Consider the following 3,020-nt stretch of genomic DNA (forward strand, 5'->3'; position numbering starts at 1 on the left):
ACTCGCTCTGCGTATCGGTCAAAGTATCGAGACAGGCAACCACGGCCTCGGATTCGAGCCGCTGCGTCACCGTCTCGAGTACCTCGTCGTGCTCCGGTGTGTGACTGACTGCGCCGTACGCGGCCTCACGGTCGGTACCCGACTGCTCGCTCCGAACGCGATCGACGGCGCGACGGTGCGCCAGCGTCATGATCCAGGCCAGTGGACTGCCCTGGTTCGGGTCGTAGTTCGGTGCCGCACGCCAGATCTGAAGGAAGACCTCCTGTGCGGTCTCCTCGCTGTACCCCGGGTCGCGAAGCACCCGCAGCACCATGCCGTACACCCGCGACGACGTCGCGTCGTACAACTCGGCGAACGCCGCCCGATCGCCCTGTGCGACCGACGCCATCAACCGACGGAGACGATCCGTTTCGTCGGCACGCAGGTTCTTGAGCTGTGGACTGGGAACAGCGCACACCGCATCCTCTGCCGCGTAGTTCTCCGAGGCATCGGACGTCGGCCGGTCACGGCCGGCATCCGACGATCCGGACGCATCCGACAACGGCGCGCTCATCGGAAGGTCGTCCCAACAGACGGGTTCATGATCGAGTTCATCGATCATGACACTAGTGGTCATATCGCTCTCATATCGAAACCTCCGCGTTTTCCCGCCGCAGTACATATTCGGAACAAACCGACCGGAGGATGGTTCGGAACCGAAATTCGTTTGCGGAGTTGTGGACCGTGTTTCATCCTTGGTGGAGAATCGGACAATCGCGGGGAATCGGGCGACCGGCCCACCGGAGGGAACGAGAGACATGGCGGCGATCGAGACACACGGTCTGGTCAAACGTTTCGGCACGAACATCGCTGTCGACGGAGTCGACCTGTCCATCCCGTCCGGTGGTGTCTACGGCGTGCTCGGGCCCAACGGCGCAGGCAAGACGACGACCATCCGGATGCTGGCCACCCTGCTTCCGATCGACGGAGGCAACGCCCGGGTCCTGGGCCACGACGTCGCGAACGAACCGGAGGCCGTACGGCAGAAGGTAGCTCTGACAGGACAATTCGCTTCCCTGGACGAGGATCTCACCGGTACGGAGAATCTGGTGCTGCTCGCTCGACTGCTCGGCTACTCACGGCCTGCCGCCCGATCACGAGCCGAGCAGTTGCTGACGGCGTTCGACATCGCCGATGCCGGACCGCGGCAGGTCAAGACCTACTCCGGCGGCATGCGCCGTCGCATCGACATCGCCGCCAGCATCATCGTCACTCCCGAACTGATCTTCCTCGACGAGCCCACCACGGGACTCGACCCTCGCAGCCGAAACCACGTGTGGGAGATCGTCCGTGCGTTGGTCGCAGGCGGAACGACGGTGTTACTGACGACACAGTATCTGGACGAGGCCGATCAACTGGCCGGGCGTGTCGCAGTCATCGATCGAGGCAAGGTCATCGCCGAAGGGACGACGGGCGAGCTGAAGGCATCGGTGGGATCGAATTCACTGCACCTGCGAGTTCTCGAAACGTCCCAGCGAACGGCCGCTGCACGGATCCTGCGAGATCTGCTCGGCGACAACGTCACCGAGGACCCGGATCCGTTCACCGTGACCGCACGGTTGGACAATCCGGCACAGGCCGCGCCCGTGCTGCCTGCACTCGACACTGCAGGCATTCCCATCGCGTCGTTCACGCTGGGGCAACCGAGCTTGGACGAGGTGTTTCTCGCCCTCACCGGGCATGGGGCGGGAGTGGAGCCTGCAGGAACGACCCGAGGGGCGGGAGTGGAGCCTGCAGGAACGACCTATCAGGCCGGCACCGCAGTCGAATCCGACCGAGAGGTTGCGTCATGACCACGGAAGCCCAGCAGTCGACGCCACAGGCGTCGACCATCATCGACGTGCTCGGTGCCGCCGGGCCTCGTCCGCCGCGTCCGTCGTCGTTGTCGACGTCGTTGAGCTTCGGGTGGCGTGCGCTGCTCAAGATCAAGCACGTACCCGAGCAATTGTTCGACGTGACGGCCTTTCCCATCATGTTCACGTTGCTCTTCACCTACCTGTTCGGTGGCGCACTGGCCGGGTCGACCGAGGCGTACATCCAGTTCCTGCTCCCCGGCATCCTCGTGCAGACCGTGGTGATGATCACGATGTACACCGGCGTGACCATGAACAAGGACATCGAGAAGGGCGTGTTCGATCGATTCCGTTCGCTGCCCATCTGGCGTCCGTCGCCCCTGGTCGGTGCGCTTCTCGGTGACGTCGTTCGCTACACGCTGGCGTCGGTGATCGTGCTGATCCTCGGGTTGGTCCTCGGCTTCAGGCCGCAAGGTGGTGTCCTCGGCGTCGTGGCGTCCATCGCCCTGCTGCTGGTGTTCTCGTTCTGCCTGTCCTGGATCTGGACCATGATCGCGATGATCGTGCGCACCGAGGCCGCGGTGATGGGCGTGTCGATGTTCATCCTGTTTCCGCTCACCTTCGCGAGCAACATCTTCGTCGACCCCAGCACGATGCCCGGTTGGCTGCGCGCATTCGTCGACGTCAACCCGGTCAGCTTCCTCGTCACGTCACTGCGCGGACTGATGCAGGGCGATGTGGACACCGGTCGGCTGGGAGTGACGCTGATGCTGTGCGCGGTGTTGCTGGCGGTGTTCGGGCCCATCACGATGCGCTTGTACAACCGAAAGTCCTAGCGCACACGGTGCGCATCGCCTCGATCACGAGGCTGCGCGTGCTCGATGCCTGCGGACCGCGTCGCGATTGGAGCACACCGTTCCGCAGTAGCGTTGCCTGCCTGTCCTCGAGGTGTCGGCGAACGCGAGCGTGCAGTCGGCGGCGGCGCAGCGATCGAGGCGAGACATTCCGCGTCCGGTCAGATGCAACGCTGTGCCGACGCTGACCAAGGCCCTGATGACGCCGCCGAGTCCGATGTTGGGATCGCGATAGTGCATGTGCCAGCCGTCGTCGGCATGGTTGGTCAGCCGCGGGTACGCCGACGCCTGTGCCAACAGCGCATTGAGCTCGTCGGCCCGGTCGTTCTCGGTG

At 64.1% G+C, this 3,020-nt stretch carries 4 protein-coding genes; 2 read left to right on the plus strand and 2 right to left on the minus strand.

What is annotated here, in order from left to right; translation table 11 throughout:
- Positions 1 to 616: sigma factor (locus A2J02_RS13400; RefSeq protein WP_068050633.1), on the minus strand; the 616-nt coding region annotated here is incomplete at its 3' end.
- Between the two features lie 181 nt (positions 617 to 797).
- On the opposite strand from A2J02_RS13400, the gene A2J02_RS13405 reads away from it, so the two are divergent.
- Positions 798 to 1,832 carry an ATP-binding cassette domain-containing protein gene (locus A2J02_RS13405; RefSeq protein WP_082899023.1) on the plus strand — a complete coding sequence of 345 codons (1,035 nt, stop codon included), beginning with the start codon at positions 798 to 800 and terminating at the stop codon, positions 1,830 to 1,832.
- Positions 1,829 to 2,668 carry an ABC transporter permease gene (locus A2J02_RS13410; protein WP_068050632.1) on the plus strand — a complete coding sequence of 280 codons (840 nt, stop codon included), beginning with the start codon at positions 1,829 to 1,831 and terminating at the stop codon, positions 2,666 to 2,668. Before A2J02_RS13405 ends, A2J02_RS13410 begins: the two co-directional genes overlap by 4 nt.
- Before the next feature lie 24 nt (positions 2,669 to 2,692).
- On the opposite strand, the gene A2J02_RS13415 is transcribed toward A2J02_RS13410, so the two are convergent.
- Positions 2,693 to 3,020, minus strand: a 328-nt coding sequence (locus A2J02_RS13415) for a CGNR zinc finger domain-containing protein (RefSeq protein ID WP_197478017.1), incomplete at its 5' end; no start/stop codon positions are given.

Origin of the sequence: Rhodococcus sp. EPR-147 (genome assembly GCF_001647185.1) — a bacterium.
Taxonomy (GTDB): Bacteria; Actinomycetota; Actinomycetes; order Mycobacteriales; family Mycobacteriaceae; genus Rhodococcoides.